Genomic DNA, 25831 nt, shown 5'->3' on the forward strand with positions numbered 1-25831 from the left:
ACTGAGCGAAAGAACATTTCTTGTTAAGGAGGATGGCAGTTATGGCGTTAATTCCGTATGACCCGTTCCGGCACTTGGAATCGATTCGCCGGGATATGAACCGCTTTTTTGCTAGTGATTTTCCATCGCTGTTCACTCATATGGATGAGCAGCACTGGATGCCGCGCATCGACATGCATGAAACGGCCAACGAATACGTCGTTTCGTGCGATTTACCGGGGCTGGAGCGGAAAGAGGATGTGCACATTGACGTGCAGAACAACATGTTGACCATCAGCGGCACGATTCAACGCCACCACGATGTAAGAGAAGAACAAATGCACCGGCGCGAACGCTTCTTTGGTCGCTTCCAGCGTTCGATCACCCTGCCGGCGGATGCGGCGACGGAAAACATTCGCGCGACGTACAAAAACGGCGTGCTTGACATTCATATCCCGAAAACAACGACAGGAACGAAAAAACGCGTTGATATCGAGTTCCATTAATGCAGAAGGGAGCGGCTTATCGACCGCTCCCCTTTTCGTTGCCCTCGCTGCTTGAGCGGATGACGAGCTCTGTCGGCACGACGACCTTTTTGCAAATCGCTCGTTTCGTCGTCAACCGTTCGATGAGCAGCTCAACCGCTGTTTCACCCATAAATTCTGTGTATACTTTCACCGTCGAAAGCGGCGGGTGAAGAAATGCTGCCGTCGGAATATCATTGAATCCGACAATCGCCGCCTCTTCCGGAACAGCGATCCCGGCTTCATGCAGCGCACGCAGGGCGCCAATCGCCATCGAATCACTGGCAATGAAAAACGCCGTCGGCAAGTCGCCGCCTGAAACAGCCTCTTTCATCAGCCGATAGCCATCTTCAGCAGTGAAGGCACCGATCCATACATAGCGGGAATCATACAGCCCTTTGACATACAAATATTCGTAAAACGCCGCTTCGCGCTCATCGCGGATCGGCGTTTCCCCGTCGACATATTCACGGCCGCCGATATAGCCAATTTTCGTATGCCCCAACCGAAGCAAATAATCAAGCACTGTCACCGTCGCTTGACGCAAGTCGATGACGACTGAATCAAACCGATGCTCATCAGGCGAACAGTCGACAAACACAATTTGTTTGGCCCCGGCGGCAAAAACCTCGACTTCCTTCGGCCCGAATTTTCCGACGGCGATGATGCCATCGAGCGCCTCCATCCGTTCGATCGGATAGGCGCCGTGCTGTTTAAACAATTTGACGAGTTCGATGCCGCGGTCAAAACACTCTTTTTCCACTCCGAGGCGAATCGCCATATAATAGGGGTCATCGATTTCCTGGCGCTCCGAATACCAGTGAATGAGCCCGAAGCGAAACGATTCGCGCGCTTGCTGGCTTCGTTCCCGCAATGTTTTGTAGTTCAGCTCTTGGGCGACTTCAAAAATGCGCCTTCTCGTTTCATCGGAAACGGACAGCGTCGCATCGTAATTAAGCACGCGCGACACCGTCGCGACCGAAACGCCGACTTTTTCCGCGATTTCTTTTAACGTAGCCATAGTCTGTTTGCAATCCCTTCCTTATGTTTCATATGAAACGCGTTTTTTCGCCGCATTTAAACAAGAGACGACATGCGCTCCACAGCGTGCTGCATAAAGCGGCGAAACGCGTCCTTCCCTCGCTTGTCCCGCTTAAACACCCCGGCATGTTCCAACACGGTCACAAACCGTTGCCCGACTTCGTGCCGCAAAATGTCATGGACGTTGTCCTTCGTGATGTCCGGATAGGCCGAGTGAATGGCTTCGCACCAATCCCAATGTTTATGCATCGACTCGTCCCAGTCTTCTTTTTTTGTCCGATGCACGAGATAATCGGCCAGCGTCTCCAGTTCCACGGCAAGCCGTGCCGGCAGCACCGCCAGCCCCATCACTTCGATCAAGCCGATATTTTCTTTTTTAATATGATGCAATTCTTCATGCGGATGGAAAATGCCGTACGGATGTTCCGCTGATGTCCGATTGTTGCGCAAAACAATGTCCAACTCAAACAAATCGCCGCGCCGCCGGGCGATCGGGGTGATCGTGTTATGCGGAACATCGCCGCTGTAGGCCATAATCTCGACACTTGAGTCGCTGTACGTCCGCCATGTTTCATACAAAAAGGCAGCCGCATCCAACACGTCCTCTTTTGGTCCAGTCAAACGGATGACGGACATCGGCCAGCGCACTATGCCGGCTGTGACCGACGGAAACGATGGAAGCGGGATACACTCTTCGATCTCCGCCTTTTCCATCGCAAACGTATAGCACCCGCCTTGGAAATGGTCATGCACTAAAATCGAGCCGCCGACAATCGGCAAATCGGCGTTCGAGCCAATGAAATAGTGCGGGAACTTTTCGACGAAATCGAGCAAACGCTCAAGCGTCTTCCGCTCCATTTTCATCGGCACATGTTCGGCGGAAAAGACGATGCAATGTTCATTATAGTACACGTAGGGAGAATATTGGAAATACCACTGTTCATCCAATAACGTGATCGGGATGACACGGTGATTGGAACGGGCTGGATGACGCCACGTTCCTTCATACCCTTCGTTTTCTTTGCATAATACACATTTTGGATACGAGGATGACGGCATCTCTTTTAATTTGGCGATTTCCTTCGGGTCTTTTTCCGGCTTCGCCAAGTTAATGGTGATATCCAATTCTCCATAGATGGTTGACACTTTCCAGTGCTGATTGTTGGCGATGCGCGCCGTTTGAATGTAATTGGACGCTTGGCTCAACGAATAAAACCAGTCCGTCGCCTCCTGCGGGTCGCGGCGGTATCGCTCGTAAAAGGCGCGGATCACTTCCGACGGCCGCGGCATGACGCAGTCCATCAGTCTCGCATCCCATATATCGCGCTCGGTCGTTGTATTCGTTTCCAACAATCCTTGTTCATACGCCCAATCAATCATAGCGTCCAATACCGGGGCCGGCGAGGCCAAGGGAACGTCCTTGACCTCGGCCGGCTGCCATTCCGTGAGTCGGAGCGTTGCCAGCAGGCGGTTGCGCGCGTACACAACATCTTCCGGCGCTAAAAGGCCGCGTTGCTCGGCATAACGGATCAGTTGTTCAATCGCCGCAAAAATCGTTTCCATGTTTACACACCCCGATATCCGTTTGGCCGCGCTTGATGCCATTCCCATGCCGACGCGACGATATCCGTAATGGACGGGTATTTCGGCTCCCAGCCGAGCTCGCGCTTTGCTTTTTCCGATGAAGCGACAAGTCTCGCCGGATCGCCCGGGCGCCGCGCCACGACGCGGGCGGGGATCGGGTGTCCGGTCACTTGCCGAGCCGCTTCGATCACTTCTTTGACGCTAAATCCATTTCCGTTGCCTAAATTGTATACATCGCTGTCTGCCCCGCTCCGCAATTTCTCGAGCGCCAGCCAATGGGCATCGACGAGATCAAGCACATGAATGTAGTCGCGGATGCACGTGCCGTCGGGCGTGTCGTAGTCATCGCCGAAAATGTAGATTTCCTCGCGCTGGCCAAGCGGCACTTTTAAAATCAATGGAATCAGATGCGTCTCCGGGTTGTGGTCCTCACCGATTGTCGTGCCGTACGCCCCGGCGACATTAAAGTAGCGGAGCGAAATCGAGCGGATGCCATAGGCGCGGTCCGCCCATTTCATCATTTTTTCCATCGCCAGCTTCGTTTCTCCATACGCGTTCGTCGGTTCCGTCGGGTCGGTTTCGACGATCGGGATTTGTTTCGGCTCCCCATACACCGCGGCGGTTGAAGAAAAGACGATTTGCTTAACGCCAAATTCTCTCATCACTTCAAGCAGCACTTGTGTGCCGTACACATTGTTGTCGTAATATTTCAGCGGCTCTTCCATGCTTTCGCCGACCAATGAGTTCGCCGCAAAATGAATGACCGCCTCAATGTCGTGCTGGCGAAACACCTCGCGCAAAAAATCGCGGTCGCGAATATCGCCTTGGCAAAACACCGCATCAGGGTGAACCGCCTCCCGGTGCCCCGTCTGCAAGTTATCCACCACGACCACGCGCTCCCCTTTTTCAAGCAGACGGTACACCGCATGGCTGCCGATATACCCTGCCCCTCCGCAAACCAAAATCATCGGCTCATCTCCTCCAGTTCCGTGAGTTCTCTCGCCCCGTCACCAACTTCAACGACATAAAAGCTTGCTTCATAACCGATTTTTTCGGCATACGCGTTTCCGACCCGTTCAATGAAATCTTGAACGCATGCCTTTTTCACAATGTTCACCGTGCAGCCGCCGAATCCTGCTCCGGTCATGCGCGCCCCGACCGTTCCTTCGTGCGACCATGCCGCTTCAACGAGCGTGTCGAGTTCAACACCTGTCACTTCGTAATCATTGCGCAGCGACAAATGCGACTGTTTCATCAACTCGCCAAAGCGGATCAGGTCTCCGCGCTCAAGCGCCCGGGCGGCTTCAAGAGTCCGCTCGTTTTCCGTCACCGCATGGCGGGCCCGTTTTTGCTCAAGCGGGGAAAGAAGATGTTCATAACGGGCCAGCTCTGCGCTTGTCAGCTCGCCGAGCGAGGCGATGTTCCGCACGCTTTGCAGCTTCGCGAGAGCCGCCTCGCACGTCGCCCGCCGCTCGTTGTACGCCGAGTCCGCCAAGCCGCGCTTTTTGTTTGTGTTCGCGATGACAATCGAACAATCGTTGAGCACGAGCGGCAAATAGCGGTACTCGAGCGTCTGGCAGTTCAATAGAATGGCGCAATCTTGTTTCCCCATGCCGACGGCAAACTGATCCATAATGCCGCAATGGACGCCAACGTATTTATTTTCTACGGTTTGGCTCATTTTCACAAGTTCCAGCTGGTCAAGCCCGCGCCTGAACAGTTCATTGAGCATGACCGCGGTCACGAGCTCAATCGACGCGGATGACGACAGTCCTGCGCCGTTCGGGATCGTGCCGTAATACAAAATGTCCAATCCGGTCTCCAGCGGGCTGAGCGCTTGAAACGCAGCCAAGATCCCTTTCGGGTAGTTCGCCCAGCCGTGCTCGCTCCGGTATGACAAGTCATCGTAAGAGACAGTGATCACTCCCGTTTCCGGGAAGTTTTGGGAGTAAAGGCGGACAAACGGCTCATCCGTTTGCCGGACAAGCGCATACGTGCCGATCTCGAGCGCGCACGGCAGCACATGCCCGCCGTTGTAATCCGTATGCTCACCGATCAAATTGACGCGGCCGGGGGCGAAGAAAGTGCGGATGCCTTCGCCTAAGCCGCTAAAAAGTTCGATAAATTGTTGTTTTAAAGTTGTAATCATGAAAGAGCCTCCTTAAGATCATTTTATGATAAATATTTTAGTTAAAATTTTACTGTTCGTCAATGAAAAACTCCTACTTTTGTTCATGACTGCAGATTTCTTGTCAGAAACAAAATGCCCTCCTTGTCCGTATAATTCGTTAAAATCAACCTATCCTAAACATTAACATTTAAGAAGGAACAGGGGGCCCAAATATGGATGCCAAACTGCAGCTACAAAAAGAGTTAAAGCAAATCGAACAGTGGGAACACTCCCAAAAAGACCTATGGTTTTGGGAAAAGCTTGGCCGCTTGCCATTTCAAGTGCTGGATAAGCTGACGCCAAAAGTCGTCCATCGAAAACTCGGGCAGCTGCTTGATGAGTTGGGCAGCTATATTCAAAGCGGCGGGCAATATTTAGTGAATGAAAAGAAAATATTCACTCGGCTCGGGGTATCGTCGCTTGCGCAAGTGCCGCACTTGCCGCTTGAGACAATGGATCGCGTCTGCGATGAATTGATCGATGCGCGCGTCACGTTCGCCCAGCTGCAAGGGGCGGCAACTGGAATTGGCGGGGCGCTGACGCTGGCGGTAGACATTCCAGCGCTTCTCGGCTTAGCGCTGAAAACGCTGCAAGAGATCGCCATCGTGTACGGATATGACCCGAAGGAAAAAGAGGAGCGCGTGTTCGTCGTCAAATGCCTGCAGTTTGCCGCGGCGGACATCGTCGGGAAAAAAGCGATTTTGGACGAACTTTCGTCGTTCTCCAATGAACGCGGGCGCGTCTTTTCCGAACTGCAAGGCTGGCGGGAAGTGATGATGACGTTCCGCGACCAATACGGGTGGAAAAAGCTGTTTCAAGCCGTTCCGATCATCGGTGTCATTTTCGGTTCGCTGTTTAACAAATCGTTTATGGAAGACATCGCCGAAACCGGGAAGATGCTCTATCGGAAGCGTCGCATCATCGAGAAGCTCAAACAGTTTGAACCCGGCATCTAAGACACCGGGTTCAATTCGTTTATGACTGGTGCATAGACTCGAGCGACAGCATCCCTTCTTATCGTTGAACAGCTTTCAATCGCCACATCATGCTGATAAAATCGCCAGAGCGGTACGGCAAGGCCACTCCGGCATACATCAGCTCGTCGCCGCCGTAAACGCCAAGTCCCTCGATTTCGTAGTCTTGATTCGGGTCAAGCCCTTTTAAGCGCAGGTATGACAGCGGCGCGTTCGCTTCGGCCAGAACGCGGAAGTAGGCGACGAGCGCTTCCGAGCGGTCGGCAGAGACGAACATCCACGCCGCCTCGTTGCCTTCAAACGGGCTTAGCAGTCGATAAAACGTGCCGAACTGGACGAGACGGCGCACGTCCTTGTAAAACGCGACTTGTTGCTTAATCATTTGTTTTTCTGTTTCCGTCAATTTCGTGATATCGAGCTCATAGCCGAAGTTGCCTGACATCGCGACATGGCCGCGCGTCTTGAGCGACGTCACCCGCCCGACTTGGTGGTTCGGCACCGCCGAGACGTGGGCGCCCATTGCACTAATCGGATAGACGAGGCTCGTGCCGTATTGAATTTTCAGGCGCGAGACGGCATCGGTATTGTCGCTCGTCCACGTTTGCGGCATATAATACAGCATCCCCGGGTCAAACCGCCCCCCGCCTCCCGAACAGCTTTCAAACAAAATGTGCGGAAAGCGCGAGGTCATCTCGTCCATGACGCGGTACAGCCCAAGCATATAGCGGTGCGCCGTTTCGCGCTGGCGCTCGGGCGGCAGGGCGGAGGAGCCTATTTCCGTCATATGGCGGTTCATGTCCCATTTCACGTACGTGATCGGCGCGCTTGCGAGGACGTTCGAGATCGTCTCGATGATATAGTCGCAAACGTCTTCGCGGGAATAATCGAGCACAAGCTGGTTTCGTCCTTCCGAACGCGGGCGGTTGGGCACATGCAGACACCAGTCGGGGTGTTTCCGGTACAGTTCGCTGTTTGGCGACACCATTTCCGGTTCGACCCATAAGCCGAACTGGAGTCCAAGTTCGTTTACTTGTTTTGCCAGCCCGTCCAAGCCGTTCGGAAGCTTGCGCCGGTTGACGATCCAATCGCCGAGCGACCGGCGGTCGTCATCGCGCTCGCCAAACCAGCCGTCGTCAAGCACAAACAGTTCGATGCCTAGTTTCGCTGCCGTTTTCGCAATGTTGACGAGTTTTTCTTCGTTAAAATCGAAGTACGTTGCTTCCCAGTTGTTGATCAAAATCGGGCGTTCGCGGTCGCGGAATGCGCCGCGCGCCAGGCGGGTGCGGTACAGTTCGTGGTAGGTTTGCGACATCCCGTTCAACCCTTGGTCGGAGTAAACCATGACCACTTCCGGCGTTTGGAACGACTCACCCGGCTGAAGCAGCCATGTGAAATCAAACGGGTTGATTCCCATCGAGACACGGGCAGTGCCGAACTGGTCCACCTCGATTTGGGCGAGAAAATTGCCGCTGTACACAAAGCTGAACCCGTATACTTCGCCTTGGTGTTCATCGGCGTTTTTGGCGACGAGCGCGATAAATGGGTTTTGTTGGTGGCTGCTCGCGCCGCGGCGGCTTTCCGCCGCTTGCACGCCGGTCACAAGCGGGCGGCGCTCGATCCAGCGCTCGCGCCCCCACGCTCCGGGGAGATGGATCCAATCATAGTCAGCAGTTGGGAAATCAACGCTCATACTGAGCGCACGCAGCAGTTTCAACCGCTCGCCGCCTTTGTTTTCAAAACGGGCCGCGCGCGTGATGACGTTCCATTTTTCATACGCCGTATACTGCAACGTGACCTCTAGACCGATCAGCGCATCTCCAAGGACAATTTCGAGCGTCTCCGCTTCCTGTTCATGCTCCACGTATGTCGCCGGCAGTCCGTTAAGTCTAGGCTTCCCTTTGTAAATGCGGTGCGTTTTGTAGCGCAAATCGGTCACGGTCGAGCCGTTCTCAAGCTGCACTTGATACGCCGGAGAACGAAAATCGGTATTCCCATAGGCCGGATATTCTTGCGGCAGCGTATCGAGCGAAAACGTGCGGTCGGATGGGGCGAGATTGGGGGAAAACGCGCGATCCAGCCGCGAAAACCTCCGCTCCCCCCGAACATCGCGCACCGCTTTTCCCCAATAGATATGAGCCAAATAGCCGGAGCGGAAAAGCTGCATCACGTAGCTTGCCTTGCCCGCCCGCAAATGAAACTGCTTCGTTTGCGGATTGTATGTAACCGCCATCCTCTTCCCTCACTTTGATTTTTTATTTAAATTTTACTTAATTTTTACGAAAAGATCCATCAAAAAAGCGCCTGGATTCAGGCGCTCATCATTTCCTTCATGATCATTGGTTCACTTCGCTCCTTCCTCTGCCAACACCGCTCGTCGCAGTTCCTTGTCGAGTTCTTTCTCATACACGTCCCGCTCTTCCCCCGTCCACCCCAAATACCGCGCCATAAACGCCACAACCGCCTCTTTCTCCCGCCGGACAGAATCGATGTCAAATAACAGCGCTCCGGTGCGGCGGATGAAGTAGTCGACCGGTTTGGCCGCCATTTCTTCCTCCATGGCGTAGACGAGGCGGATGAACGTTTCGCGCGTTAAGCCAGATGAACGGTCGTATTGCTGGCTTAAAGCAAACAGCCGGTCGACATTTGTGCCGTATTGTCTCGCCAGCCGCGCTCCCGCTTCTTTCGTCAATCCATAGCGCACCGCTTCTTCCGCTTTTTCGGCGATGAAGGCAGGGAGGCGGTGCGAGCCGCCGACATCGCCGCCGGAGATCGGCAATTGTTTCGTCTGGCATGGACGGAACGTTTTCCGCTCTTCTTTTTCGAGCTGCTTAGCGACGAGGTCGACGACGGTTTCCGCCATTTTCCGGTAGCCGGTCAGTTTGCCGCCGGCAATCGTAATGAGGCCGGATGGCGATGTCCAAATCTCGTCTTTGCGGGAAATTTCCGACGGGTCTTTCCCTTCTTCATAAATGAGCGGACGGACGCCAGCCCAGCTCGACTCGACATCGTCGGCAGTGACGCCGACGGACGGGAACATGTAGTGAATCGCCTGCAATAAGTAATCACGGTCTTCTTCGGTCATGGCCGGATGAGCGGGATCATCGTCATAAAATGTATCGGTCGTGCCGACATACGTTTTCCCATCCCGCGGAATGGCAAACACCATCCGGCCGTCCGGGGTGTCAAAATAGACTGCCTGCTTGAGCGGAAAACGCTTTTGATCGATGACGATATGGACGCCTTTTGTCAGCCGAAGCCGCTTGCCGGTTTTCGATCCGTCTTTGTCGCGCAGCGCATCAACCCACGGTCCGGCGGCATTGACGACTTTTTTGGCGCGGATGTCATACACTCGTCCGCCGATCAGGTCGCGGCAGCGGGCGCCGATCGCGCGGCCGCGCTCGTCGTACAAAAACTGTTCGGCTTTTACGTAGTTGACGGCGTCGGCGCCAAGCTCGACCGCTTTTTTGATCACTTCGATCGTCAGGCGGGCATCGTCGGTCCGATACTCGACGTAATAGCCGCCGCCGATCAGGCCATCGCGCTTTAAGAGCGGCTCTTTTTCCAACGTCTGCCGGGCATCAAGCATCGTGCGCCGCTCGCTTGGCTTGACGCCAGCCAGCCGGTCATACAGCCAAAGGCCGACCGACGTGCTCCATTTGCCAAACGTCCCGCCGCGGTAAATGGGCAGCAGCATCCACTCCGGTGTGGTGACGTGCGGGCCGTTTTCATACACAATCGCCCGTTCGCGCCCGACTTCCGCGACAAGCTTCACCTCGAACTGCTTCAAGTAGCGCAAGCCGCCGTGAACGAGCTTCGTCGACCGACTTGACGTGCCGGCGGCAAAATCTTGCATCTCGACAAGCGCGACCGTCATGCCGCGCGAGACGGTATCCAGGGCGATGCCAGAGCCGGTGATCCCTCCACCGATGATCAGAAGATCATATTGTTTTTCGCTCATCGCTTGAAGAACATCGCTCCGATGTTTGCTTGAGAACGCCATGCGTGATTCCTCCTTTGAAAAAGACAAAAAGAGACCATTGCAAACACGATAAGCCTTTCGCCTACCATGCATGCATGGTCTCTCCCTGTCTCCTGACTGATGATTAACTTGTTACCTTTATTGTAGCAGACTGCGGCCGATTTGACCAGCTCAACGCATTATCCATTGTAGTGGCGCCATAATGTTTCGTTTGACGTGGTCACCGCCGCCGCCCCAGCTGCAAGCGCCCGCTCGACATCATCGACCGTGCGGATGAGCCCACCGGCGTAAATCGGTTTTCCGGTCCGTTCTTTCACTTCGCGGATGATGTGCGGCATGGCGCCCGGGATGACTTCAATGCAATCCGGATTCGTTTTGGCGATCAGCTGGTAGCTTTTCTCTAAAGCGTGGGAATCGAGCAAAAAGATGCGTTGCACGGCCAAGACGCGTTTTTGACGCGCCTTCATAATGACGCCCGCTTTCGTGGAAATGAGGCCATGAGGGCGGAACTCTTGGCAAAGGTATTCCGCCGCATGTTCATCATGACTCAGCCCTTGCACCAAGTCGACGTGAATGATCAACTCCTTGCCATGCCGGCGCGCATAGGCAAAGATGCTTTTTAACTGGGCAATATGCACCTCAAGCAACACGCCGACCGTGTAACCGCTTGACAAAAAGGCGTCAAATTGCTTCATCGTTTTAATGGCCGGAATGATGCGCTGTTTCGCTTCCATTTTCTTTTCTTCGATTCATCCTCTCATTTTGTCGATCTCATCTAAGCATGACAGTGACATCATCGTCCGCGGTTTGCATGTCGCGATTTTCACCCCGCGCTTGCGGAATTTTTCAACGAGGTGATGAATCACTTTTTTGCTTGCCGCCTCTTCCTCATGGGGATGTCCCATTGCCTCACGCTCCTCTCCTATTCCGCTTTCGGAATGGCGAGCTCCACCGTCGTTCCTTTCCCAACTTCGCTTTCCAACGCAATTTGCCCGCCGTACTTATCGATGATCTCCTTGGCGATCGAAAGGCCGAGCCCGGCGCCGCCTTGTTCGCGGCTGCGCGCCTTGTCGACGCGGTAAAAGCGCAAAAAAACGTTTTTCAGCTCTTCTTTCGGAATGCCGATGCCATAATCACGGATGGACACGATGACAAACGGCCCTTCCTCGCGCAAGGAAATCGCGATTTGTTTCACTCGCTGAGAATATTTTACCGCATTGTCAAGCAAAATGAACAGCAATTGTTCAAAATGATGTTTCGCCATCGCCGCGCGCGCAATCGGCTTATCCGGCTGGTCAATCAGAAATTGGAAATCCGGGTGCAAGACGCGGAAATTTTTGACGACTTGTCCGACAGCCGCCGCGGCATCCATCGGCGCGACCTCATCCGGCACCGTGATCGCCTCGGCGCGCGACAAGTCAAGAAGCTCGAGAACGAGCCGCTTCAGCCGCTCCGCTTCTTTCACCGCCGCCTCGAGCGATTCTTCTAAAATCTCTGGATTGTGCTTTCCCCATCGTTGCAGCAACGAAAGATGGCCTTGCAAAATGGCGAGCGGTGTGCGCAGTTCATGGGACGCATCCTCGACAAATTGCCGCTGCATGGCGAACGACCGCTCAATTTCATCCATCATGCCGTTGAACATCACCATCAGTTCCGCGATTTCATCGCGCGCCGGAGGCACATCAATGCGCCGTTTCAGCCCGTTGTTTTGAATGTCCGCCATCGTTTTGGCCAGCGTTTGCAACGGCCGGACGAAGCTTTGCGCCACGAACCGGCCGGCGACAGCGCTTGCCGCCATGGCCAAAAAGCCGATCGCCGTCATGATGAGAAAGAGTGTGTTGGTCACTTGCTGGAACCTCGCCAGCCGACGGGCGATCTCGATCGTTCCATGCAAGTTGCCGATATGAAGCGGCTGACGGAGCAGCAAAAATCGCTCATTGTTGATGAAATGCTCATCCATCTTCCGCTTGTCGGGCATCTCGCTTGGCGATAGCGACACCGCCGCCCCATTTGAAACGGAGACGATGACGTTTCCTTTCTCATCCGTAACGCGAATGAGCTGGTAGCGTTCATTCAGCTTTTCCAAAAACGCGCGGCTGCGGCGAATCCCTTCCCATGATAGATTACGTTTTTCCGCGTAATATGTTTCAATTTCCGCCACCGTTTGTTCCATCGTTTTTTCTTCTTCCTTCAGCAGCCATTGTTTGACCATATGATATTGCAAAAACGTAAACACAAAATACGTAATGAAAATCGCCCCGGCCGACAAAACGGTCAGCTTCCCTTTCAGCGAAAGCCGGCGAATCGCCTCCCTCTTCATGGCCGCATCACATATCCCGTGCCGCGCACCGTTTGGATATACCGCTCTTTATCGTGTTCGTCAAGCTTTTGCCGCAAATAGCGAACGTAGACGTCAACGACGTTCGTCTCAACCTCGGCGTCGAACCCCCACACTTTGTCAAGGAGCGCATCACGCGTCAAGACAACATTGATGTTTTGCATAAAGGCGACGAGCAAATCGTATTCGCGCTTCGTCAGCTCAATAAATTCGTCTCCTTTTTTCACTGTGCGCGCCTGCACGTCAACGACTAAATCTTTAAACGTCAACACTTGGGCGTTCGCTTCCGGATGAACGCGGCGGAACAAGGCGCGGATGCGGGCGAGCAGCTCTTCAATGGCAAACGGTTTGACGATGTAGTCATCGGCCCCGTTATCGAGCCCCATGACGCGGTCAAACACGCTGTCGCGCGCTGTGATCATGATGATCGGCGTCGATTTCGCCGCCCGGATGCGGCGGCATACTTCCATGCCATTTAAACGCGGCAGCATCACATCAAGCAAAATGAGATCCCACTGCTCCGAAAGAGCGAGCTCGAGCCCTTCGCGTCCATCGGCGCATACATGCACGTCAAAGCCTTCGTGCTTTAAATCAAGCTCCAAAAACCGGGCGAGCCCGGCTTCATCTTCAATCAATAAAATACGTCCGTTCATCAGTTGCTCCTCCTCTCTTGCGGCTGTTGCTGCTTCCACCTTTATACATCTTTAACTATACACAACAAATCGTTCACCGCCAACGGGCAGCCAGCAGTCAAAAAAGGAATGGGGCGCCTGTTAGGGACGCCCTCAAAAATGAATCGGCAAAAAGCGGCGCAGGCAGCTGTTTATGAATGGCGGTCAACGATCCAATCAACAATGGCTTGAACGATTTCAAACACTTGATAAGAAAGAAGCGACACGGCTGTTCCCGAAAAAAACAATGTCACCAGCCAATGAACCCAATGCATCGCGCCATCCCTCCTCCCGCCGCCGGGCAACCGACAGCGTTATTGATGTGCATCTCATGGATGGTGGTGTCATTATATTCCATCCGGGTTAAAACAAGATGAAAACTCTCTAAAAAAGTATGAAGTAGCTTTTTTTGCGCTCTGTACATACATTGACAGTGAATCGCTTTGCCAATCGGCAGCGTCCCGACAGAACCATTTCGCTGTTTTGAAAAAAGGAGGAGAGCGCAATGAATGAATCGTTTCAACCACCAGCCAATGGGGGAGGCCATCACCCGTTCCATCATTTGCGGAAAATGATGAATCAATGGTTTGATGAACGGCCGCTGCAAAAACTGTTTGAAACGCTCGATGACTATTTCGCACAAACGTTTGCTGCAGCGTACATTCCGATCGAGGTGAAAGAGACGAAGCACGATTACCAAATCATTGTCCGGCTGCCTGACATCAAAAGGGAACAAATCAGCTTGCAATGGCAGGAAGATGGGCTGCAGCTGATCGTCGATCACAATGAAACAATTGAATCGGCAGATCATCACGGCCATGTATACGAACGCCGCCACGCACGGCGGCGCGTGGCGCGGCTGATTCCGTTTCCGTATCCGGTCGCTGAGCATGAGGTGAAAGCCTCGTTTCAAAATGGGACGCTCACCATCCAGCTGCCGCAAAAACGGAAATATATCGATATCGATTGAAGACGATCCAGCCTGTGTGTGCGTTCAAAAACCATTTTGGCAGCGGCCAGCGCCGCGCTTGGACGTGAAACAAGCCGTTCCCTTCATGGGGAGCGGCTTGTTTCTTATCCAGCTTCTATTGTTTATGGGGTGAATTTCCGGAACGTTCGCCCTCTTCCGGCGTTCCTTTTTTGATCACCCATTCGTTGGCGATTTCCTCGCGGTGGTTCGTGTATTTGTTTTTCCGCTTCCAGTTGTCGTTGCGGTCTGTCACCGCCATCACCCCCTTATTGTTTGCCATTCGCTTGCCTTGCCGCGGCCAACACGATGCATACATACTTTCTCGGCTGACAAGCTACGCTACTGATAGGAGGTGCAAAACGAATGGCGAAACTGCCCGATTTCAAACAATTGAACGACCGACTGATCAACGAGCCGTCGGATGAGCCGATGCTTGTCATCAAAACAAACCTCGACCCGGACCGCGTGACGGAAGAAAATCCGTACGTCCAAGGCCGCACAAACACAAGCAAAGAGTTTGTCTCTTTTTTCGAAGGGGGCGGACGATGATGGAACAAACACTCGCTTACTTGCGCGAAGTGCTGTCCAACTATTTGGATCACCACGGCGACACCCCAAAACGCATTTACAAAAAACTGATCAGCAAACCATACCGAGGCGAAGGGGAATTTGTCCGCGACTTGACGCAAGAAGAAAGCGCCTTTTTGGATCGCATTTTGCCCCATGAAATCCGCTATGCGATGGATGAGCGCGATTATGAGCGCGTGTATCAGCTCAATGAAGTGTATGAATTGCTCATTTGACAACGTGAAAACCGCTCCCCGTGCAAACGGCGGAGCGGTTTCCCTTTTTCAAGCGCGCTCGACCGTCGCGCCATGACGCGGTTTCATTTTTTAAACGTACCGAGCAATCCTTTCAACACGCCATTCACTTGATTGACCGTATTGATCATTTGCCCCACGGTACTCATCATTTTGTTGATATCGTACGTTCCGTCGCTGTTTTTAAACTGGGCGAGAAACGACGGGCGCGGCGGCGGCAAAAGCGGCCCCGGCTTTGGGTATGACGCCGGATGGGGAGGCGGGGCGGCATGGGTGGACGGAAAAAAGGGCCAGTGCCCCGGCGCCGATGGAAAAGATGAACCTCCATAGTGGAAGTAAGGATGATAATGGCTGCCTAAGCCATAGGGACCATACGTGGGCGGTGGTAAAACCGGGCGCGAGTAACGATGCATATTCCTTCTCCCCCATTGTTGGTGTCCATTCCCCCTTGCCTAGAAAGCGGCTCGTACAGGCAAGATGCGGCCGTGCGCTGTTTCGCACGCAAACGAACAACATTCATGCTGATGAGCCACCAACCTTCCAGGCCGAAGAGGTGGGCTGCCACTAGTATATGTGACGGCGCCCGATGGCGTGTACGGACATGTCATCTCTTGTCGGAAGTTTTAATTTTCCGAAATCATTCTTTCTTCCTATTTTCATGGTACGATGTAAAAAAGGGGGAAGGGGGAAAAGCATCAATGAACGTGACGGAGTTAAAGCATAAGTTTATGGCGGTCAAACATTGCGAACCGGCTGAGGCGAACGAACTGCTTGATTTTGCCCGCCGTCTGTATTTGCGCGGGGAAATTTCGCTCGCCGAGTACCGTGATCTCGTGCGTGAGCTCGAAAAAGCCGGCGCCTCTCAGCCGGATGAAGCAGGGGAATACGCTGGGCTGTAGGACGATGAGGGAGCTTTTCCCTTCTTTTTTTTGCCCCTGTTCCTCAAGACGCATAAAAAACGATGTTTCTTCCCACCCTAAAGAGGCAAGAGGAATTGTCGTGCAAGGGGGGATTGGCGATGGGTCGAGGCGTCCACTTTAACCATAAATTGAAAGGCCATGACCATGAAAAGCCGAAACATGGAAAACCAGCGCCGCCCAAGCATACGGAGCGGGTCGAATACGAGATCAACACCGTCGCTACTGCAGAAGGCGGCCCTGTCTCGATCACAACAGGCAAAGACACATAAAACAAAAAAGGGGGCTGATCCAAAACGCACTCGCGTTTTGGGTCAGCCCTTTTTCCGTGCGGCCGCTTTCTCCTGCCCCGTCAAAGCCTCTCCTTGCCTGCTTCGGTCGTGTCGTCAAGCCGTTCCTTGACAAGCGCCAGCGTATAAGCGACGGCCTGGCTGTATTGCTTGATGCGGCGCTCAGGAACGGATGGATAAAATGCCTCAACGCACAGCTTCGCCATATGGTCGGCGGCGGCTTCAATTTGCCGCTCATGGACATATTTCGGCCGCGCATGGCGGACCCAGCGGGAAGCGGCGTCCTTCCACCGTTCGGCAACGGCCTGCACCTCTTCGGCCATCGGTTTCACGTCGCCAAAAAAATCCGGCTCCTCGTTCCGCTCGCGGGCGCGCCGGGCGATCAAAAGCAACTGTTCGTTGTATTGTTGCAGCCGCTTCGTCAACGCCTTAAGCTCTTTTTCCATGGCGCCTCCTCCTTATCCATGCCGGCAAATCCGGTTTGCCCATGTGCCCTATGGCCCGGAGAACGGATGCGTTTTGCCGCGATGCGCTTCTGTTTAATGATACCATACCGACCGGCTCACACCAAATACAGTTTCGACGAAAGCGGAAGTGCAGCACGCTGCTTCTCCTTCTCAAGCCGCTGTTCCACGCCGGCGATCTGCCCTTCAAGCCGCCCGAGCTGCGCTTGATTTTGCGTATAACGCTCTTCGATGACATCGGCGATCACTTTTTCCATTTTCGCATCGACCTGCTCGATGAGTGCCACAATTTCCTGCAGCTGCTTTTCGATCTCCTCTTTTTTCACGAGCCGTTTTTCCATTCCCTCTCCCCCATTTCTCGCATGATGATATTCCATTCGCGGCGGGAAGGACGACTCCTGCTGCGGCGACAAAAGTAGAACGAATTCGGCAAAGAAAGTGGCAAGCAGCCGCCATTCGACATTGACCTCCTTCGCTTGCCTTCAGTCGAAAGGAGGAAAAGAAAAAGAGCGCATATGACCGGAGCGTATGGTATAATAAAAACCATTCAAAGGAGATGAACGCGATGGCACTCAAATACCCGAGCGGAAAAGAGTATCGCGGAAACAAGCCGAACGCCGCGCGCCGGCCGGCGGCCGATTATGCCAATCGCGGCATGACGCTCGAAGACGACTTAAACGCGACGAATGAATATTACCGGGAACGCGGCATCGCTGTCATCCATAAAAAGCCGACCCCGGTGCAAATCGTGCGCGTCGACTATCCGAAACGGAGCGCCGCCGTCATTACCGAAGCCTACTTCCGGCAAGCGTCGACGACCGACTACAACGGTGTGTACCGCGGCAAGTACATCGACTTTGAGGCGAAAGAGACAAAAAACAAAACGGCGTTTCCGCTGAAAAATTTCCACGCTCATCAAATCCGCCATATGGAGCAAGTCGTCGCCCACGGCGGCATTTGTTTTGCGATTTTGCGTTTTTCTTTGCTCAATGAAACGTATTTGCTTGACGCCTCTCATTTGATCGCTTGGTGGAACAAACAGGAAGCCGGCGGACGAAAGTCGATTCCGAAACAAGAGATCGAACGGCATGGACATTCCATTCCGCTTGGCTACCAGCCGAGAATTGATTATATTAGTGTAGTAGACAACGTGTACTTCACCCGTTGAAGTGAAAACTTGTAAGAAAGGCAGGATTTGCTTATGTCTGGTGAATATCGTTCTCGCGTAGAACGAAAGCAGGCAGCGAAACAAACGAAACAGAAGAAAGCGAAAACGAAAAAAGGGATCGCGTGGCTGAAAACAGTCGCCATTGCGATATTGTTCATCATCGTGATCGCCGCTGTCGGCGGCGTGGCGGCGTTCGCCTACTTCGTCAAGGACGCTCCCCCGCTTGATGAGGCGAAAATTAAAGACCCGCTCTCTTCCATCGTGTACGATATGAATGGGAAGAAAGTCGCCGAACTTGGCGGCTACAAGCGGACGTACATTTCGTATAAAGACGTGCCCAAAGTGCTTGAAGATGCCGTGCTGGCAACGGAAGACGCCCGCTTTTATGAACATCACGGCATCGATGTCGTCCGCTTGGCTGGCGCCGTCCTCGCCAACATCAAGGAAGGATTTGGTGCAGAAGGCGGCAGCACGATCACTCAGCAAGTCGTCAAAATGACGTTTTTGTCGAGAGAAAAAACGTTGAAGCGAAAAGCGCAAGAGGCATGGCTCGCGCTGCAGCTTGAACAAAAATATTCGAAGCATGAAATTTTGGAAATGTATTTGAACAAAATTTATTATTCAGACGGCATTTATGGCGTCGCTCGCGCCGCCGAATATTATTTTGGCAAGACAGACTTGAAAAAGCTCACTCTTCCGGAAGCGGCCTTGCTCGCCGGCATGCCGCAAAGTCCAAACCGGTATAATCCGTATGACCATCCAGAGGCGGCGAAAAAACGGCGCGATACCGTATTGTCGCTCATGGCGAAACATGGCTTTATCAGCCAGGAAGAAGCGGAAAAAGCGAAACAAGTGCCGATCCAGTCGATGCTCGCTGAGCGGAAAAAATCGCAAAGCTCCGTGCCGTATGACGCCTTCATTGACGAAGTGATCAAAGAAGTGACCGACAAAGCGAACGTCAACGTCTTTGAAGATGGGCTGAAAATTTATACAACGCTCGACCAAGACGTTCAAACATACGTAGAAAAGCTATTAAACTCTGACAAATACTTTACCAATAAGAAGGATTTGCAATCCGGCATCGCCGTCGTCGACACAAAAACAGGCGCCATTCGCGCGTTAGGCGGCGGTCGCCACCGCGACCACGTCGAATTTGGCTTCAACTACGCCATCAAACCGGTCGGCCAGCCCGGTTCGACGATCAAACCGATTTTGGATTACGGTCCAGCGATCGAATATTTAAAATGGTCAACAGCGCACATTCTTGTTGACGAGCCGTATACGTATTCGGACGGCACGCCGATCCGCAACGCCGGCGGGGGATATATGGGGCCGATCACCTTGCGGACGGCACTGGCAAAATCACGCAACATCCCGGCGTTAAAAACGTTCCAAGCCGTCGGCAAAGAACGGGCGATGGAGTTTGCCAATCGTCTTGGGATGGGCTTTAGTGAAGTATATGAGCCATATGCGATCGGGGGAGTATCCAACTATGTGTCACCGTTGCAAATGGCCGGGGCCTACACCGCCTTTGGCAACAACGGGATTTACACAAAGCCGTATGCCGTGACGAAAATCGTCTTCCCAGACGGCACGGAAATGGATTTGCAGCCAAAGCCGAAACGGGTGATGCACGACTATACCGCTTATATGATCACCGATGTGCTGAAAACGGTCATCCGCTCCGGAACCGGCGTGTTGGCTAATGTCCCAGGGCTTGAGCTCGCGGGCAAAACAGGAACGACGAACTACGGCGAAGACGGCGCCAAATTTGGCCTCCAAAGAGACGATGTGCCGGACAGCTGGATTGTCGGCTATACGCCAAACTATACGGCGGCCATTTGGGTCGGCTTCAGCAAGCGAAGCAGCACGGCAAAGCTTAGTATAGAGGAACAAAAAATCCCGAAATACTTGTTGAAAAACTTAATGTCCCATACCGATGACGGCAGTGGGGAATTCAAGCAGCCGGAGAGCGTCGTCAGACTGCCGATCAAAAAAGGCACAAATCCGCCGAAACTTGCCGGCAAATACACGCCGGAAAGCGAAATTACGTATGAATTGTTCGTGCGCGGCACTGAGCCGACGGAGACGGCGAACGACGCGCCGGAAGAACTGCCGGCGGTGAAAGGGTTGACCGCTGTGTACGACCAAGCGGCGAACGCCATCTCGGTTTCGTGGTCATACGATGAGCAAACCGATGAGACGATCTTCGAGGTGCGCGTCAAAGATGGCCAAGGTCAAACGAATACGATCACCACAAAAGACCGTTCGATCACGATTTCCAATCCGACGCCAGGATGGACGTACACAATCGCCGTGTACGCAAAAGACGGCGAACGAATGAGCAAACCGGCCATAGCCAGCGTTCATGTCCCCGGCGGAGAAGATCAAACTCCCGCGCCACAACAACCGGGGGATGACAGCCAAGGCAGCGGCGGGCAAAACGGCGGCACCGATCAAGGCAACAGCGGGAATAACGGAAACGAAAACGGTCAGGGAAACAACAATGAACAAAACGGCGGCGCAAGCGGCGGACAAGAAAATGGCAACAGCGGCGGGGCCAACCAAAACAATGGCCAAACGGATGGAACAAACAACCAAGGAACGAACAACAGCGGCCAAACGAACGGAACGAACGGCGGAACAGGTGCAAACAGCGGAACGCCGCCTGTCTCCCCGCCGTTAAAAAACGGATCCGGAGCGGGTCTTGGCACCCGTCCATAACAGCTGCATTCCCAAAAAACGGATGGCTTTTGCGCCATCCGTTTTTTCATGACCGACCGACATGCTGCTGGCCCTTCTTCACCAAGCCCTTTCGCGGTTCCGTTCACTTCTGATTTGCCGCTTTTTCCTCCCGTTTTCGCATCCGTTTTTTTCCTTCACGGCATAAATGAAGAAGAGGACATGACGGACATTGCGGAGACTGCGCCTTGCAATGGTAGCGGCCAAAAAAAATCATTCGGTGGTGGGTGATCGACCATTCTTCTTTTGGAATGATTTTCATCAGCGTCTTCTCGACTTCCAAAACCGAGTCGTCCCAGCGGCAAAAGCCAAGCCGTTTGCTGACGCGCTCGACGTGTGTATCAACAGCGATGGCCGGCACGCCGAACGCAACGGACACAACGACGTTCGCCGTCTTCCGCCCGACGCCCGGCAGCTTCATCAACTCATCGCGGTCGCGCGGCACTTCGCCGTTGTACTTGTCAATCAACATCGCGCACAGCTTTTGAATGTTTCGCGCTTTGTTCCGATATAAGCCGATTGAGCGGATATCTTGCTCAAGCTCCTCAAGCGGCACCGCAATATAATCGTGCGGCGTCCGATATTTTTCAAACAGCCGTTTCGTCACCTTGTTGACGAGCGCATCGGTGCATTGCGCCGACAAAACAACCGCAATCAGCAGCTCAAACGGATTGCGGTGCAAAAGCTCGCAATGCGCATCCGGAAACATTTTTGCCATCTCATCCAAACAGTAGCGGATTTGTTGCTTTGTCAGCACCTCGTCTCCTCCTTATTGCCATATTGGCCCGAATAAAACGACGCCTTTTACCGGTTCGATTGGCCATTTTTGGACAAACAAAAACGAGAGACAGCGCCTCTCGTTACGAGTCGAGCCAATTGAAAAACGGGATCGTCTGTTTAAATTCTCCCGCCGTCTGTTTCGCCGAACGGGAGGACGGCTTGCGAAACTTTTTGCCGTAGTCGTGCGCCTGTTCAATCGTGCGAATGCCATTCTTTTTCCATTCAAACAAGATGCGATCGATGTAGCGGAAATTCAACTTCCCCGACAGCACCGCTTCGCGCAGCGCCGCTTTAATGATGGCCGGCTCATGGCCGTCTTGATCGATCCACATCGCAAGCGTTTCACACTCGAACGGGGAGAGCGGGCGGCCAAACTCCTGCTCAAAAACGGTGTATAAGCTCTCCTCTTCCTCCTGCCGGCCGAGTTCCCCCTGTTGAGCGGCTTGGGTGTACAAATGATGCACGAGCTTCTCCCAAAGCGGTTCAAGCGTATATTTTTCGTTGCGAATGCCTTGTTCATCCGTATGCTCTTCAATCGCGATCATCCCTTTTTGCAAGAGCCGACGCACCATATCCATGCATTCCGCTGCCGAGACCGTCATTCTTTCGGCCAGCTCGGCCGGCGTCGGAAACAAGACGCCTTCTTCGAAAAACGACTGCATATGCAAAAGCAAGACGAGCTCCCCCTCGCCCAACCCAAGCTGCTTGTAGTGGCCAAGCAGCAGCTTCGGGACGGCGATGCTTCCTTGCGCCAGCCATTCGGCCACCTTTTTCTTTTCCATGCCGATGCACCTCAACTATAGTATAACATGACGGCGGCGAAAAAACCCCCTTTTTGCAGGGGGTTTTTTACGGATAAAGCCGGTTGAGCAGCCGCGGGAACGGAATCGTCTCGCGCACATGTTCGACGCCGCAAATCCAAGCGACAGTGCGCTCCAAGCCGAGCCCGAACCCTGAATGCGGCACAGAACCGTATTTGCGCAAATCCAAATACCATTCATACGCTTCAAGCGGCAAATGGTGCTCTTCAAGGCGGCGCTTGAGCAGCTCATAATCGTGAATCCGTTCCGAGCCGCCAATGATTTCCCCGTATCCTTCCGGCGCAATCAAATCGGCGCATAGCACAACGTCGGAGCGGTTGGGGTCCGGCTGCATATAAAACGGCTTCAAAGAGGCCGGATAGTGGGTGATGAACACCGGTTTGTCAAAACTTTCGGCGATGGCCGTCTCATGCGGCGCACCGAAGTCATCGCCCCACTCGATGTCGGTCAATCCTTTTTCATGAAGCAGCTTGATCGCCTCATCATACGTTAGGCGCGGAAACGGCGGTTTGACCAGCTCAAGCTTCGACACGTCGCGCCCGAGCCGCCCGAGTTCAAGCCGGCAGCGCTCGAGCACCGACTGCACAAGGTAGGAGACGTACTCTTCTTGCAGCCGCAAATTGTCTTCAAACTCATAAAACGCCATTTCCGGCTCCACCATCCAAAACTCGATCAAATGGCGGCGTGTTTTCGATTTTTCGGCGCGGAACGTCGGGCCGAATGAGAACACTTTGCCGAGCGCCATCGCCGCCGCTTCCATGTAGAGCTGGCCGCTTTGCGACAAATAGGCATCCTCATCAAAATATTTCGTATGAAACAGTTCGGTCGTTCCTTCCGGTGCGCTGCCAGTCAAAATCGGGGCGTCGACTTTCACAAACCCGCGGTCGTTGAAAAACTCATACGTCGCCCGGATGATTTCGTTGCGAATTTTCATGATCGCGTGCTGGCGCCGCGACCGAAGCCAAAGGTGGCGATGGTCCATCAAAAATTCGACGCCATGCTCTTTCGGCGTAATCGGATAGTCAACTGCTTCTTGAATGACTTGCAAATCGGCAACCGACAGCTCGTAGCCAAATGGGGAGCGCTCGTCGATGCGCACCGTGCCCGTCACATAGAGCGACGTTTCTTGCGTCAATGTTTTTGCGCGTTGAAACACCTCTTCCGAGACGTTCGCCTTTTCGACGACGCCTTGAATAAAGCCAGTGCCGTCGCGCAGCTGCAAAAAGACGATTTTCCCGCTTGAGCGCTTGTTCGCCAGCCAAGCGCCGATCGTCACTTGTTGTCCTACGTATTGATTCACTTCCGCAATCGTCGTCGTTTTCACGCACTGATTCCCTCCAATAATCGACACGTCCATCATTCGCTATTATACCGTTCCGTCGGCGTCACGGCAACGACCAGCCAAAGCAGCGCAAAACGATGCTGCCCCCACCAATCGCCCTTCGGCGCAGCCGCCCGGAGCCAGCCGACAGACCGACGCGGAAAAAGCGGCTTTGCGCCAAACAAAGCCGCCCTTTTTCTTTCCACTCTGACACCTTGGCGCAAAGCGCCTTAGGCCCGCGCCTCCATAAACCGGCGGATGCGTTCGATCGCTGTCTCGAGCGCCTCAAGCGAGGTCGCGTACGACAAGCGGACGTAATCCGGCGCCCCAAACCCAGAACCAGGCACAAGCGCGACTTTCGCTTCCTCCAACAAGACGGCGACGAACTCGTCGACCGTGCGGCATTCGGCCATATCCGCCGCCTTTCGGGCGTTCGGGAACAAATAAAACGCTCCTTGCGGTTTGACGCAAGTGAAGCCTGGAATTTGCACAAGCTTGTCATAAATGATGTCAAGCCGCTTTTCAAACGCTTGGCGCATTTGTTCAACCGGCTCTTGCGGACCGCTGTAGGCGGCAATAGCGGCATATTGGGCGATCGATGTCGGATTCGATGTGCTATGGCTTGCTAAATCCGTCATCGCTTTTATGATATCTCTCGGCCCAGCCGCGTAGCCGATGCGCCACCCTGTCATCGAGTGCGATTTCGATACGCCGTTGATGATGATCGTCTGCTCCTTCAGCTCCGGCGACAGTTCGGCGATCGACACATGTTTCGCCCCGCCGTAAATCAATTTTTCATAAATTTCGTCCGAAATGATCAACACGCCATGCGCCAAGCATACTTCCCCGAGCGCTTTCAGCTCCTCGGCCGTATAAATCATGCCGGTCGGATTGCTCGGGGAGTTGAGAATAACCGCTTTTGTCCGCGGCGTAATGGCCGCTTTCAGCTGTTCCGGCGTAATTTTAAAATCGTTTTCCTCCAGCCCCTCAACATAAACCGGAACGCCGCCAGCCAGCTTCACTTGTTCCGGGTAGCTCACCCAATACGGCGTCGGAATGATGACCTCATCGCCTTCATCAAGCAGCACTTGAAAGAGCGTATACAGCGCATGCTTCGCCCCTACGCAGACGATGATTTCCGCCGGCTCGTATGAAAGCCCTTGATCGCGGGCAAATTTTTTGATGATTTCCTCTTTCAGCGCCGGCAGCCCGCCTGATGGCGTATATTTCGTATGCCCTTCATTCATCGCCTTGACGGCTGCCGCGATAATGTGCTGGGGCGTGTTGAAATCCGGTTCGCCGGCCCCAAGGCCGATCACGTCGTATCCGGCCGCTTTCAGTTCCTTTGCTTTCGCCGTAATGGCCAATGTCGCCGATGGCGTCAGCGACGCCACCCGTTTTGCCAGTTTCATCGCTTCTTCCCCCTCACGTCCTCACTGTTGAAAACTGTACCTCTTCAGGAAGGCCCCATCCGCAAAGTGAAGGTAATAAAACGAATACCTTCCTTCCGCATCAATATATGTCAACTCCCAAAGAGGCACGCCTTTTTCCATGCCAAGCGTCGCGTCGATGATGCGCCGCGGTCGGCGGTCGCGCTGCAAAATGGCGCGCGCTTCCGCCTCGCTGATGCCGCTGTCCACGCCCTTGACGACGACATTTCCCTCTTTTTCAGGCACCCAAACGACGACCGCTTTCCCTTGTTTTGTTCTTCCGATGAATACGGTGCACGCTTCGTCGCCATAATATGTATAGACTTTCTTCACATCAGCAAGCCCGGCGGCTTCCTTCGCCCGGGCCAACGCATGTTCCACCATCAGCCGTTTGGGCGCCATCGCCTCGTCATAAATCGACCATGCCTGCCAAATGAGGAATCCAAAAAAAAGCAGAGTGAACCAACCCCACTTTTTCATCGTGATCACGTCCGATAAATCGTAAAGATGGCCTGGCGCTTGTCGTTTTCATCCAAGGCAAGGCCAAACATCAAATTGTCGCGCTTTAGCGTTCGGTTCAAGCAGTCGACAATTTTGTACAAGTCGTCGGAGTGCTGAACTTTGACGGTAGCGAGCACTTCGATTTTGCTTTCCATTTTCGTCGTTTCCTCCTGTGCGGCGCAAATTTTGTTACTTATACACGCCGGCGGCTCCGGCAACAATACAAATACAGCGAAGATGACAAAAGGCGTGCTTCTTCGCACCTCTGCGGCCAAGCCGACAAAGCCAAACGGCAAGGCGCAAACTGTCATCGCAGTTGTGCTTCTTCCCTATTATAGCAGGTTTG

At 53.6% G+C, this 25831-nt stretch carries 31 protein-coding genes; 9 read left to right on the forward strand and 22 right to left on the reverse strand.

Going from position 1 to position 25831, the window contains the following annotated elements; genetic code table 11:
- The first annotated feature begins 41 nt into the window (after positions 1–41).
- Positions 42–485, forward strand: coding sequence for an Hsp20/alpha crystallin family protein (locus tag GT3570_RS10215; RefSeq protein WP_011231631.1), 444 nt, complete (start codon positions 42–44; stop codon positions 483–485).
- Positions 486–501: 16 nt separating this feature from the next.
- On the opposite strand, the gene GT3570_RS10220 is transcribed toward GT3570_RS10215, so the two are convergent.
- Genes GT3570_RS10220 through GT3570_RS10235 form a run of 4 tightly spaced genes read right to left on the reverse strand, consistent with a single transcriptional unit; the run spans position 502 to position 5277 of the window.
- Positions 502–1524, reverse strand: coding sequence for a LacI family DNA-binding transcriptional regulator (locus GT3570_RS10220; protein WP_011231632.1), 1023 nt, complete (start codon positions 1522–1524; stop codon positions 502–504).
- Between the two features lie 56 nt (positions 1525–1580).
- Positions 1581–3107 carry a UDP-glucose--hexose-1-phosphate uridylyltransferase gene (galT, locus tag GT3570_RS10225; protein WP_014196170.1) on the reverse strand — a complete coding sequence of 509 codons (1527 nt, stop codon included), beginning with the start codon at positions 3105–3107 and terminating at the stop codon, positions 1581–1583.
- Positions 3108–3109: 2 nt separating this feature from the next.
- The gene (galE, locus tag GT3570_RS10230) at positions 3110–4096 is read right to left on the reverse strand and encodes a UDP-glucose 4-epimerase GalE (protein ID WP_011231634.1); all 987 of its coding nucleotides are present in this window, start codon (positions 4094–4096) and stop codon (positions 3110–3112) included.
- Positions 4093–5277, reverse strand: coding sequence for a galactokinase (locus tag GT3570_RS10235; RefSeq protein ID WP_014196171.1), 1185 nt, complete (start codon positions 5275–5277; stop codon positions 4093–4095). Before GT3570_RS10235 ends, galE begins: the two co-directional genes overlap by 4 nt.
- A gap of 194 nt (positions 5278–5471) precedes the next feature.
- Here GT3570_RS10235 and GT3570_RS10240 point away from each other — a divergent pair, with 194 nt between their 5' ends.
- A complete protein-coding gene (locus GT3570_RS10240) occupies positions 5472–6254 on the forward strand; it encodes an EcsC family protein (RefSeq protein ID WP_011231636.1) in 783 nt (260 codons plus the stop codon).
- Between the two features lie 58 nt (positions 6255–6312).
- Here the strand turns inward: GT3570_RS10240 and GT3570_RS10245 are convergent, their stop codons facing one another.
- The 7 genes from GT3570_RS10245 to GT3570_RS19125 form a co-directional block, all read right to left on the reverse strand.
- Complete coding sequence (locus GT3570_RS10245; RefSeq protein WP_014196172.1) at positions 6313–8502, reverse strand: alpha-galactosidase; 2190 nt, start codon at positions 8500–8502, stop codon at positions 6313–6315.
- Between the two features lie 111 nt (positions 8503–8613).
- Positions 8614–10272 (reverse strand): glycerol-3-phosphate dehydrogenase/oxidase, encoded by a 1659-nt coding sequence (locus GT3570_RS10250; RefSeq protein ID WP_014196173.1) that lies wholly within the window; start codon positions 10270–10272, stop codon positions 8614–8616.
- A 158-nt stretch (positions 10273–10430) separates the two neighbouring features.
- Positions 10431–10985, reverse strand: coding sequence for a glycerol-3-phosphate responsive antiterminator (locus GT3570_RS10255; RefSeq protein WP_013144936.1), 555 nt, complete (start codon positions 10983–10985; stop codon positions 10431–10433).
- A 15-nt stretch (positions 10986–11000) separates the two neighbouring features.
- Entirely contained in the window at positions 11001–11156 is a 156-nt protein-coding gene (locus tag GT3570_RS18745) for a hypothetical protein (RefSeq protein ID WP_011231640.1), read from the reverse strand.
- A 17-nt stretch (positions 11157–11173) separates the two neighbouring features.
- Positions 11174–12571, reverse strand: a complete 1398-nt coding sequence (locus tag GT3570_RS10260) for a HAMP domain-containing sensor histidine kinase (RefSeq protein WP_011231641.1) — start codon at positions 12569–12571, stop codon at positions 11174–11176.
- Positions 12568–13242: a response regulator transcription factor gene (locus GT3570_RS10265; RefSeq protein WP_011231642.1), complete on the reverse strand. Its 675-nt coding sequence runs from the start codon at positions 13240–13242 to the stop codon at positions 12568–12570. The genes GT3570_RS10260 and GT3570_RS10265 overlap by 4 nt, the downstream gene beginning before the upstream one ends.
- A gap of 170 nt (positions 13243–13412) precedes the next feature.
- Complete coding sequence (locus GT3570_RS19125; protein ID WP_011231643.1) at positions 13413–13535, reverse strand: hypothetical protein; 123 nt, start codon at positions 13533–13535, stop codon at positions 13413–13415.
- 230 nt (positions 13536–13765) lie between these two features.
- Between GT3570_RS19125 and GT3570_RS10270 the strand changes: the two genes are divergently transcribed.
- Positions 13766–14230: an Hsp20/alpha crystallin family protein gene (locus GT3570_RS10270; protein ID WP_011231644.1), complete on the forward strand. Its 465-nt coding sequence runs from the start codon at positions 13766–13768 to the stop codon at positions 14228–14230.
- 115 nt (positions 14231–14345) lie between these two features.
- On the opposite strand, the gene GT3570_RS18750 is transcribed toward GT3570_RS10270, so the two are convergent.
- The gene (locus tag GT3570_RS18750; RefSeq protein WP_167552187.1) at positions 14346–14510 is read right to left on the reverse strand and encodes a hypothetical protein; all 165 of its coding nucleotides are present in this window, start codon (positions 14508–14510) and stop codon (positions 14346–14348) included.
- Between the two features lie 83 nt (positions 14511–14593).
- Here GT3570_RS18750 and GT3570_RS10275 point away from each other — a divergent pair, with 83 nt between their 5' ends.
- Both GT3570_RS10275 and GT3570_RS10280 read left to right on the forward strand, forming a co-directional pair.
- Positions 14594–14779 (forward strand): hypothetical protein, encoded by a 186-nt coding sequence (locus tag GT3570_RS10275; protein WP_011231645.1) that lies wholly within the window; start codon positions 14594–14596, stop codon positions 14777–14779.
- The gene (locus tag GT3570_RS10280; protein ID WP_011231646.1) at positions 14779–15033 is read left to right on the forward strand and encodes a sigma-G-dependent sporulation-specific acid-soluble spore protein CsgA; all 255 of its coding nucleotides are present in this window, start codon (positions 14779–14781) and stop codon (positions 15031–15033) included. The genes GT3570_RS10275 and GT3570_RS10280 overlap by 1 nt, the downstream gene beginning before the upstream one ends.
- A gap of 83 nt (positions 15034–15116) precedes the next feature.
- Here the strand turns inward: GT3570_RS10280 and GT3570_RS10285 are convergent, their stop codons facing one another.
- Positions 15117–15464, reverse strand: a complete 348-nt coding sequence (locus GT3570_RS10285) for a YppG family protein (protein ID WP_011231647.1) — start codon at positions 15462–15464, stop codon at positions 15117–15119.
- Positions 15465–15749: 285 nt separating this feature from the next.
- Between GT3570_RS10285 and GT3570_RS10290 the strand changes: the two genes are divergently transcribed.
- The gene (locus GT3570_RS10290; RefSeq protein WP_011231648.1) at positions 15750–15950 is read left to right on the forward strand and encodes a YppF family protein; all 201 of its coding nucleotides are present in this window, start codon (positions 15750–15752) and stop codon (positions 15948–15950) included.
- 119 nt (positions 15951–16069) lie between these two features.
- Positions 16070–16240 (forward strand): hypothetical protein, encoded by a 171-nt coding sequence (locus GT3570_RS18755; RefSeq protein WP_013144930.1) that lies wholly within the window; start codon positions 16070–16072, stop codon positions 16238–16240.
- Positions 16241–16320: 80 nt separating this feature from the next.
- On the opposite strand, the gene GT3570_RS10295 is transcribed toward GT3570_RS18755, so the two are convergent.
- Together GT3570_RS10295 and GT3570_RS10300 are read right to left on the reverse strand one after the other, a co-directional pair.
- On the reverse strand, positions 16321–16704 hold the full coding sequence (locus GT3570_RS10295; RefSeq protein WP_014196178.1) for a YppE family protein: 384 nt from the start codon (positions 16702–16704) through the stop codon (positions 16321–16323).
- Between the two features lie 116 nt (positions 16705–16820).
- On the reverse strand, positions 16821–17063 hold the full coding sequence (locus tag GT3570_RS10300) for a hypothetical protein (protein WP_014196179.1): 243 nt from the start codon (positions 17061–17063) through the stop codon (positions 16821–16823).
- A 224-nt stretch (positions 17064–17287) separates the two neighbouring features.
- On the opposite strand from GT3570_RS10300, the gene recU reads away from it, so the two are divergent.
- Entirely contained in the window at positions 17288–17890 is a 603-nt protein-coding gene (gene recU, locus GT3570_RS10305) for a Holliday junction resolvase RecU (RefSeq protein ID WP_011231652.1), read from the forward strand.
- Between the two features lie 33 nt (positions 17891–17923).
- Complete coding sequence (locus tag GT3570_RS10310; RefSeq protein WP_014196180.1) at positions 17924–20614, forward strand: penicillin-binding protein 1A; 2691 nt, start codon at positions 17924–17926, stop codon at positions 20612–20614.
- A gap of 103 nt (positions 20615–20717) precedes the next feature.
- On the opposite strand, the gene nth is transcribed toward GT3570_RS10310, so the two are convergent.
- From nth to GT3570_RS18005, 7 genes are all read right to left on the reverse strand, one after another.
- Positions 20718–21389 carry an endonuclease III gene (gene nth, locus GT3570_RS10315; RefSeq protein ID WP_014196182.1) on the reverse strand — a complete coding sequence of 224 codons (672 nt, stop codon included), beginning with the start codon at positions 21387–21389 and terminating at the stop codon, positions 20718–20720.
- Between the two features lie 103 nt (positions 21390–21492).
- Entirely contained in the window at positions 21493–22194 is a 702-nt protein-coding gene (locus tag GT3570_RS10320; RefSeq protein ID WP_014196183.1) for a DnaD domain-containing protein, read from the reverse strand.
- A gap of 67 nt (positions 22195–22261) precedes the next feature.
- Complete coding sequence (gene asnS, locus GT3570_RS10325; RefSeq protein ID WP_014196184.1) at positions 22262–23557, reverse strand: asparagine--tRNA ligase; 1296 nt, start codon at positions 23555–23557, stop codon at positions 22262–22264.
- Positions 23558–23589: 32 nt separating this feature from the next.
- Positions 23590–23760, reverse strand: coding sequence for a hypothetical protein (locus tag GT3570_RS18490; RefSeq protein WP_021322200.1), 171 nt, complete (start codon positions 23758–23760; stop codon positions 23590–23592).
- 24 nt (positions 23761–23784) lie between these two features.
- A complete protein-coding gene (locus GT3570_RS10330) occupies positions 23785–24966 on the reverse strand; it encodes a pyridoxal phosphate-dependent aminotransferase (RefSeq protein WP_014196186.1) in 1182 nt (393 codons plus the stop codon).
- 21 nt (positions 24967–24987) lie between these two features.
- Entirely contained in the window at positions 24988–25464 is a 477-nt protein-coding gene (locus GT3570_RS10335; protein ID WP_014196187.1) for a cell wall elongation regulator TseB-like domain-containing protein, read from the reverse strand.
- Between the two features lie 5 nt (positions 25465–25469).
- Complete coding sequence (locus GT3570_RS18005) at positions 25470–25640, reverse strand: YpmA family protein (protein WP_011231659.1); 171 nt, start codon at positions 25638–25640, stop codon at positions 25470–25472.
- Positions 25641–25831: the final 191 nt, after the last annotated feature.

The sequence above is a fragment of the Geobacillus thermoleovorans genome (genome assembly GCF_001610955.1).
Lineage (GTDB): Bacteria > Bacillota > Bacilli > Bacillales > Anoxybacillaceae > Geobacillus > Geobacillus thermoleovorans.

Coding starts and splice junctions, on each gene's coding strand:
- GT3570_RS10215 (WP_011231631.1), top strand. CDS start 42: ATGGCGTTAATTCCGTATGACCCGTTCCGGCACTTGGAATCGATTCGC.
- GT3570_RS10220 (WP_011231632.1), bottom strand. CDS start 1,524: ATGGCTACGTTAAAAGAAATCGCGGAAAAAGTCGGCGTTTCGGTCGCG.
- galT (WP_014196170.1), bottom strand. CDS start 3,107: ATGGAAACGATTTTTGCGGCGATTGAACAACTGATCCGTTATGCCGAG.
- galE (WP_011231634.1), bottom strand. CDS start 4,096: ATGATTTTGGTTTGCGGAGGGGCAGGGTATATCGGCAGCCATGCGGTG.
- GT3570_RS10235 (WP_014196171.1), bottom strand. CDS start 5,277: ATGATTACAACTTTAAAACAACAATTTATCGAACTTTTTAGCGGCTTA.
- GT3570_RS10240 (WP_011231636.1), top strand. CDS start 5,472: ATGGATGCCAAACTGCAGCTACAAAAAGAGTTAAAGCAAATCGAACAG.
- GT3570_RS10245 (WP_014196172.1), bottom strand. CDS start 8,502: ATGGCGGTTACATACAATCCGCAAACGAAGCAGTTTCATTTGCGGGCG.
- GT3570_RS10250 (WP_014196173.1), bottom strand. CDS start 10,272: ATGGCGTTCTCAAGCAAACATCGGAGCGATGTTCTTCAAGCGATGAGC.
- GT3570_RS10255 (WP_013144936.1), bottom strand. CDS start 10,985: ATGGAAGCGAAACAGCGCATCATTCCGGCCATTAAAACGATGAAGCAA.
- GT3570_RS18745 (WP_011231640.1), bottom strand. CDS start 11,156: ATGGGACATCCCCATGAGGAAGAGGCGGCAAGCAAAAAAGTGATTCAT.
- GT3570_RS10260 (WP_011231641.1), bottom strand. CDS start 12,571: ATGAAGAGGGAGGCGATTCGCCGGCTTTCGCTGAAAGGGAAGCTGACC.
- GT3570_RS10265 (WP_011231642.1), bottom strand. CDS start 13,242: ATGAACGGACGTATTTTATTGATTGAAGATGAAGCCGGGCTCGCCCGG.
- GT3570_RS19125 (WP_011231643.1), bottom strand. CDS start 13,535: ATGCATTGGGTTCATTGGCTGGTGACATTGTTTTTTTCGGGAACAGCC.
- GT3570_RS10270 (WP_011231644.1), top strand. CDS start 13,766: ATGAATGAATCGTTTCAACCACCAGCCAATGGGGGAGGCCATCACCCG.
- GT3570_RS18750 (WP_167552187.1), bottom strand. CDS start 14,510: ATGGCAAACAATAAGGGGGTGATGGCGGTGACAGACCGCAACGACAAC.
- GT3570_RS10275 (WP_011231645.1), top strand. CDS start 14,594: ATGGCGAAACTGCCCGATTTCAAACAATTGAACGACCGACTGATCAAC.
- GT3570_RS10280 (WP_011231646.1), top strand. CDS start 14,779: ATGGAACAAACACTCGCTTACTTGCGCGAAGTGCTGTCCAACTATTTG.
- GT3570_RS10285 (WP_011231647.1), bottom strand. CDS start 15,464: ATGCATCGTTACTCGCGCCCGGTTTTACCACCGCCCACGTATGGTCCC.
- GT3570_RS10290 (WP_011231648.1), top strand. CDS start 15,750: ATGAACGTGACGGAGTTAAAGCATAAGTTTATGGCGGTCAAACATTGC.
- GT3570_RS18755 (WP_013144930.1), top strand. CDS start 16,070: ATGGGTCGAGGCGTCCACTTTAACCATAAATTGAAAGGCCATGACCAT.
- GT3570_RS10295 (WP_014196178.1), bottom strand. CDS start 16,704: ATGGAAAAAGAGCTTAAGGCGTTGACGAAGCGGCTGCAACAATACAAC.
- GT3570_RS10300 (WP_014196179.1), bottom strand. CDS start 17,063: ATGGAAAAACGGCTCGTGAAAAAAGAGGAGATCGAAAAGCAGCTGCAG.
- recU (WP_011231652.1), top strand. CDS start 17,288: ATGGCACTCAAATACCCGAGCGGAAAAGAGTATCGCGGAAACAAGCCG.
- GT3570_RS10310 (WP_014196180.1), top strand. CDS start 17,924: ATGTCTGGTGAATATCGTTCTCGCGTAGAACGAAAGCAGGCAGCGAAA.
- GT3570_RS10320 (WP_014196183.1), bottom strand. CDS start 22,194: ATGGAAAAGAAAAAGGTGGCCGAATGGCTGGCGCAAGGAAGCATCGCC.
- GT3570_RS10330 (WP_014196186.1), bottom strand. CDS start 24,966: ATGAAACTGGCAAAACGGGTGGCGTCGCTGACGCCATCGGCGACATTG.
- GT3570_RS10335 (WP_014196187.1), bottom strand. CDS start 25,464: ATGAAAAAGTGGGGTTGGTTCACTCTGCTTTTTTTTGGATTCCTCATT.
- GT3570_RS18005 (WP_011231659.1), bottom strand. CDS start 25,640: ATGGAAAGCAAAATCGAAGTGCTCGCTACCGTCAAAGTTCAGCACTCC.